The sequence below is a fragment of the Frankia sp. CcCS3 genome (assembly GCF_977927575.1).
In genome coordinates this window covers 4041-9918 of record NZ_CDWRCL010000165.1, presented here as the reverse complement: position 1 = coordinate 9918, position 5878 = coordinate 4041, and the positions used below count along the sequence as shown (strand labels likewise).

General features: G+C 67.3%; 6 protein-coding genes and 1 tRNA gene. 5 read left to right on the top strand and 2 right to left on the bottom strand.

What is annotated here, in order from left to right; translation table 11 throughout:
• Positions 1–78 precede the first annotated feature (78 nt).
• The 4 genes from AC08OQ_RS14190 to bcp all read left to right on the top strand — a co-directional run bounded on the left by AC08OQ_RS14190 (position 79) and on the right by bcp (position 2808).
• Complete coding sequence (locus AC08OQ_RS14190; RefSeq protein WP_476605429.1) at positions 79–852, top strand: SCO family protein; 774 nt, start codon at positions 79–81, stop codon at positions 850–852.
• Complete coding sequence (locus tag AC08OQ_RS14185) at positions 849–1415, top strand: MauE/DoxX family redox-associated membrane protein (RefSeq protein ID WP_476601534.1); 567 nt, start codon at positions 849–851, stop codon at positions 1413–1415. The genes AC08OQ_RS14190 and AC08OQ_RS14185 overlap by 4 nt, the downstream gene beginning before the upstream one ends.
• Entirely contained in the window at positions 1399–2187 is a 789-nt protein-coding gene (locus AC08OQ_RS14180) for a DsbA family protein (RefSeq protein ID WP_476601533.1), read from the top strand. The genes AC08OQ_RS14185 and AC08OQ_RS14180 overlap by 17 nt, the downstream gene beginning before the upstream one ends.
• A 129-nt stretch (positions 2188–2316) precedes the next feature.
• Positions 2317–2808, top strand: a complete 492-nt coding sequence (gene bcp / locus AC08OQ_RS14175; protein ID WP_462203927.1) for a thioredoxin-dependent thiol peroxidase — start codon at positions 2317–2319, stop codon at positions 2806–2808.
• A 71-nt stretch (positions 2809–2879) separates the two neighbouring features.
• Here bcp and AC08OQ_RS14170 read toward each other — a convergent pair whose 3' ends face one another.
• Positions 2880–3173 (bottom strand): hypothetical protein, encoded by a 294-nt coding sequence (locus tag AC08OQ_RS14170; protein WP_476601532.1) that lies wholly within the window; start codon positions 3171–3173, stop codon positions 2880–2882.
• 615 nt (positions 3174–3788) lie between these two features.
• On the opposite strand from AC08OQ_RS14170, the gene AC08OQ_RS14165 reads away from it, so the two are divergent.
• A tRNA-Leu gene (locus tag AC08OQ_RS14165) sits at positions 3789–3872 on the top strand.
• 314 nt (positions 3873–4186) lie between these two features.
• On the opposite strand, the gene AC08OQ_RS14160 is transcribed toward AC08OQ_RS14165, so the two are convergent.
• Positions 4187–5479: a recombinase family protein gene (locus AC08OQ_RS14160; protein ID WP_476601531.1), complete on the bottom strand. Its 1293-nt coding sequence runs from the start codon at positions 5477–5479 to the stop codon at positions 4187–4189.
• Positions 5480–5878: the final 399 nt, after the last annotated feature.

The following is a 5878-nucleotide window of genomic DNA, read 5'->3' as shown; positions in this document are numbered from 1 at the left end:
CCCTAGTACCTGCTGCGGTCAGACGGACACGTTTTCCGTGGCCCCGGTCCGTCCTGCCCGGCCCTGTCCTGGAGCGTCATGTCCCTGGTCCACCATCCTCGTCACGACACGGGTTCCCGTCACGGCGCCGGTTCCCCACCCGGGCAGTTCCCCCCGTCGCGCTTCCCGCGGCGCCGTCCGGCACTGGCCGGAACCATTGCCACGGTCCTGGTCGCCTCCTCGATGGCGCTGCTCACCGCCTGCGCCGGCTCGGGAACCGACACCGGAGTGAAGATCGTCGATGCGGGGAACGGAGGCGACAACGGCGGCCTGCACGGCACCGTCCCGGCCAGGCGGCTGGCCAAGCCGGCCCTCAACCTCACCGACACCGACGGCCGTCCCCTCGACCTGCGCGCACGCACGCAGGGAAAGATCACCATGCTGTTCTTCGGCTACACCCACTGTCCGGACGTCTGCCCGACCACGATGGCGGACATCGCGTCGGCACTCGGCGAGGTGAAACCGGACGTGCGTGACCAGGTGACAGTCGTCTTCGTGACGACCGACCCTGATCGGGATACGGAGGTGGTCCTCAGTCGTTGGCTTAAGCAGTTCAACGCAACCTTCATCGGCGCCCGCGGTCCGTTCGACCGGATCCGTACCGAGGCCGAGGCCCTGGGCGTTCCCCTGGAGAAACCGGAGGTCCAGGCCGACGGCTCCGTTCTGGTCACCCATGGCGCCCAGGTCATCGTCTTCTCTCGAGATGACAGGATCCGCGCGCTGTACCTGGCGGGGACCAGCGTCCAGGACTACATCGACGACCTGCCCAAGCTGACCGCCGAGCGGTCCGGATCAGAAGAAGCACGGACTTGAATCCGATCACCTATAGCCTTGTCACCCCCATGCAGCCGGCCAGTCGCGCCGTCTCCACGGTGTTGCGCCTCGGCCTCGGCGTGGTCTGGCTGGTCGCCGGGCTGTTGAAGGTCAACGACCCGGACGGGATGGTGCGCTCCGTGCGGGCGTTCCGCATCCTGCCCGATGCCCTCGTGCAGCCGATCGCGTACGGCGTCCCGTTCCTGGAGATCGCCCTGGGGATGCTGCTCGTCGTGGGGCTCGCCGTGCGGCTGTCCGCCGTCGTGTCCGCGGTGATGTTCGCCGTCTACATCGCAGCGATCGCGTCGGCCGCCGCCCGGGGGCTGCGGATCGACTGCGGCTGCTTCTCCTCCGGGGGTGATCTCGCTGCCGATGCCCCGACGCACTACACCTCCGAGCTGATCCGCGACAGCCTGCTGCTCGCCGCCGCCGGGCTGCTGGCCTGGCGGCCGAGCGGCTATCTGGCGGTGGACCGCCTCCTCGACCAACCGGTGAACGATCTTTCCGGGAGTACCGCTGATGGCTTCGAAGTCGAAGAAGACACCGTTGACGACCGGCGGTAGGGCCCCGGGCGGCGGCGCCGCGAGGCCCGACGCGACCCCCCCGGCAGGTGGGGGCAAGGCGGCCAGCGGACAGGAGCGACGGGCCAAGGCCGCGGCGGCGCGGGCCGCGGCGGCAGCGCGGGAACGGCGACGGCAGCGCGGCATCATCACCGGCGTGGTGCTGGCCGTTCTCGTCCTGGTCGGCGCGATCGGCTTTGCCGTCCAGAACTCCCGCGAGGAGTCGAAGCCGGTGGTCCTGCCGGCGAGCGCCACCGGCACCGATCACGGCATCGTCGTCGGGAAGGCGTCCGCGCCGGTCACCGTCGACATATACGAGGATTTCCAGTGCCCCATCTGCGGGACACTGGAGAAGACAACCGGGCCGACTATCGACAAGCTCCTCGACGACGGAAAAATCAAGATTGATTATCACATGATGTCGTTCATCGGGCCGGAGTCGAAGCGGGCGGCGAACGCGGCGGCGGCAGCCGCCAACGAGGGCAGGTTCCGGCAGTTGCACGATGTGCTGTACGCGAACCAGCCCGAGGAGCGCACCGGCGGCTTCACCAACGACACGCTCATCACGCTCGGGGCGAAAGCGGGGCTGACCTCGCAGGCGTACCGGAAAGCGGTCAACGAGGGGACCTACGACGGGTACGTCGCCAAGGTCGACGAGGACGCATCGAAGGCCGGCGTCACCGGCACGCCGACCGTCTTCGTCAACGGCAAGCGGCTGTCCGGGGAGCAGCTCACCCCGGAGGGCTTCCGCGCGGCGGTCGACGCAGCAGCCTGAGCAGATGGGGGACCAAGACACGGTCCATGGTGCACAGACCGTGCCCTGGTCCCCCGAATCTCGCCACGTTGGGGATCTGTCCGCTGGGGGGTTTGCCGTCCTGCGCAGGCCACGGCTACTTTTCGGACCATGACTGAGACTGCCAACGCCGCCCGTCTGGTCCCCGGCGACGTCGCACCCGACTTCACCCTGCCCGACTCCGAGGGGAACGAGGTGTCCCTGGCGTCCTACCGGGGACGGCGGGTCGTCGTCTACTTCTACCCGGCCGCGTCGACCCCGGGGTGCACGAAGCAGGCCTGCGACTTCCGGGACAGCCTCGCCCAGCTCGGCAACGCCGGCATCGACGTGCTCGGGATCTCTCCCGACAAGCCCGCCAAGCTGGTGAAGTTCCGCGACGCGGAAGCCCTGACGTTTCCGCTGCTCTCCGACCCGGAGCGGAAGGTGCTCGCCGCGTACGGCGCCTTCGGCGAGAAGACAATGTACGGGAAGAAGACCGTCGGCGTGATCCGCTCGACGTTCGTGATCGGCACGGACGGCACGATCGAGGTGGCGCAGTACAATGTCCGCGCGACCGGTCATGTCGCCAAGCTGCTGCGCGACCTGGGCCTCGCCGCCGCCTGACCGGGACCGTCCCTGAGGCGCCTGGCCGGCCCATCCCGCAGGCTTCGTCGATCGCTTCGTTGACGGCTTCGTCAGCTCGCCGGTCGCAGATCCCAGCCCAGCAGCACGTTCTCCGGACGGCGCGGATCGACCAGCACGGGGATACGACGCGGGCGGCCCGACGAGGCCGTCGCCGCCTCGCTCAGGTCGATGTCCGGGTCGGGAAGGACCGTGCTGCGCACCACCGGGTACACGTTGCCCCACGCGCCGGGGCGTTCGATGAGCAGATGAACCTCGGCGACCGGCCGGCCGTTCACCCGCAGGCCCGTGTCACGGACCGCGCAGACGGCCGCGGTCGTCGCCCGACCGGTGTCGATGAGCTTCAACGCCCGGTTCCGTTCGAGGAGGGCACGCTGGGCGGCGTGGCGGGGACCGGGGCAGACCAGCCGTGGGGCCTCGTTCCCGGCCTCGGCCTCGGCCCTGACGTTGGCCTCGGCCCTGACCTTGGTCGGCGGGCTCTCAACCTGTGCCGGTGCCTCGCCGGTGGGCGGAACGCCGGCGGGGGGCGAAGCGCGGGACCTCCGTGAGGGTCATATGAATCGTCTCCCAGTCGTCCTGGCCAAACCGGCGCGAAACAACCCTGCCGCCGGTCGGATGCCCGTGCGAGTCAGGCTGACGACAACGGCCCTCTCACGGTTGTCGTCCCGACGACCGTGAGACGAGCCTCGGTGACCGGCGGTGTGAGCCCTCTGGACTGCCGATATCTGTCCGGCCTGGCGTCCGCCAAACCCGGCCGATACCAGTGAACCCCGTGAATGGCCCAATACGAAGGTTCGTGGCCGGGCTGGGGCAGCCTCCATGGCTACACACGGCTGCCCACGGCTGTCCACGGCTGTCCACGGCTGTCCACGGCTGTCCGCGGTCCTGGTGAGGATGCGGGGCGTGACCCGGCGGGAGGCGGGGCGCCCCCCAGGTGAGGCGATCGCTACTCTGGAGGTCGCGCGGGAGTGGCGGAATGGCAGACGCAGCAGACTTAGGATCTGCCGCCTTCGGGCGTGGGGGTTCAAGTCCCCCCTCCCGCACCAAATAGATCTCTCTCGAACCCCGGCCAAGATCGACCGTGGCGCCCGGTCCACCAGGGCCACCGCCACGGGCGTCTCGGCCGGGGTTCGTGCCGTTTCGGATCAACCGGGCTTGCAGCGCCGGATCAAGCAGGGTCGCCATCGGCTCGTGTAGGGCGGCATCCGTCACGGTCACCTCGTCGTCCACCACACTCACCAGGAGTCGCTCGAAGAAGAAGCGGTTGGCCAGCCGACGGACCTGCGGCCCGCCCGCCTGGTAGACCTCGCTAGCCCGGCCCACCAGTTCCAGGGTTAGACGCAAGGTCTCCTCGATGTCGTCATACATCGTGGCGGCGGTGCGCAGCGTGCTTTCGGCCTGCCGTAGCTCCGTGGCGACCCGGGCTTGCTCCTCCTGGGCCAGGTCCTCCGGAACAGAGCCGGTCACCACTCCACGGGCCAGCCGCCGCCACTCGTCGGCCAGCTCCCCGACCCGCCGCTTGGCCCGGGCAACCTCCCGGCGCGGCCTGGGCCTGCTGGTGCTGGATCTCCGCCCGCACGCCTTCCCGGATTGCATCCTGTACTTCTTCCGAAATCCGCACCGTCTTCCAGTACCGTTCAACGGCCTCTTCCACCGCGTCCGCCAGCATGTAGGGGGCAGCGCAATCGGTACGGTGGTTCTGGCGCCCAAGGCAGTAGAAATAGAGGTACTGGCCCTTTGCATTCATCAGGGAAAGCCGCTCACCGCAGGCACCGCAGTACACCGCGCTCTTGAGATAGTGGGTGTGTACCCGCCGCTTTTCACCGGCGACGTTGTGCAGGGCGAGCATCTCCTGTACCCGCATGAACAGGGCTTCGGAGATCAGCGGCTCATGGCGGCCCTCGTACTCAATACCCTTGAAAGTTACCTTGCCGATGTAGTAGCGGTTATTCAGCACCCGCGATACATGGGAGATGGCGAGCGGCCCCGGCAGCTTCTTCCCGTGCGGCAGCGCCATGAGACCCCGTTCAGCCAGGGCGTCGGTGAGCTGCCGCAGTGTCCACTCTCCGGTGGCGTACATCTCAAAGGCCCACCGGACATGCGGCGCGCGCTCTGGGTCGATAATGACAATAGTCACCTCCCGGCCTTCGATGCGCTGCCGGGTGTTGAGATAGCCAACCGGCGCCCGCCCTGGTGTCCCACCAACTTTCGCCTTCTGGGTCATCCCCTTCAGGGCTTCGGTCGCCAGGTTGCGGGAGTAGAACTCCACGATCCCAGCCATAATCGCGTGGAGCAGCTGCCCGCCGGGCGTCTCGTCAATATTTTCTTTGACGCTTACCAGCGTGGCGCCTACAGACTTCAGCTCGAACATGATGTTGGCGTCATCCCGCCGGTTACGGGCGAAGCGGTCTACCTTGTCCAAGATGACATAGTCGATGTCGCCCTGCTGTTTAACGAAGGCCATCATCTTTTGAAATTCTTTGCGGTCGGCAGTCTTGGCGGACTCGCCCCGGTCGACGAATACTGCCACTACCTCAGCGTCAAGGCTGGCGGCTTTGCGTTCGCAGGCCTCCCGCTGGGCAGGCAAAGAGTAGCCGTCCGGGTCATCGTCGCGGCCAACCTGCTTGAGGGTCGATACCCGCAAGTAGATCACAGCCCGCTTGCTCCGCCCAGTACCAACCAGCAATCCGGCGGGAGCCAAGGATGGCGCGACTACTCCCGCTACCTCAGCCATCATCCTGTCCTCCGGTTCCGGTACAGTTCCGCCACCGCATGTTGCACTTGCGCCTCGAAACGTTCCGCAGGCGATACCGCCTGATCGTCGGCCGCCCCCTCGGCCTCACCGGCCCCAGCCGTAACCTTCTCGGCCATAATTACCTGCACGCCCCGATGATGCGTCAGCGTATATAGGCCACCGTTTCGGATGGCGTTGGCTCCCAGCACGCGCACCGATGCCACGATGATGTAGCCGATATCGGTGCTCTTAGGGGACGTAATGAAGTAACAAATACGTGATCGAGAGCATCATCGCAGGTCACAGGCCTGTGGAAGG

Coding starts and splice junctions, on each gene's coding strand:
- bcp (WP_462203927.1), top strand. CDS start 2,317: ATGACTGAGACTGCCAACGCCGCCCGTCTGGTCCCCGGCGACGTCGCA.
- AC08OQ_RS14190 (WP_476605429.1), top strand. CDS start 79: ATGTCCCTGGTCCACCATCCTCGTCACGACACGGGTTCCCGTCACGGC.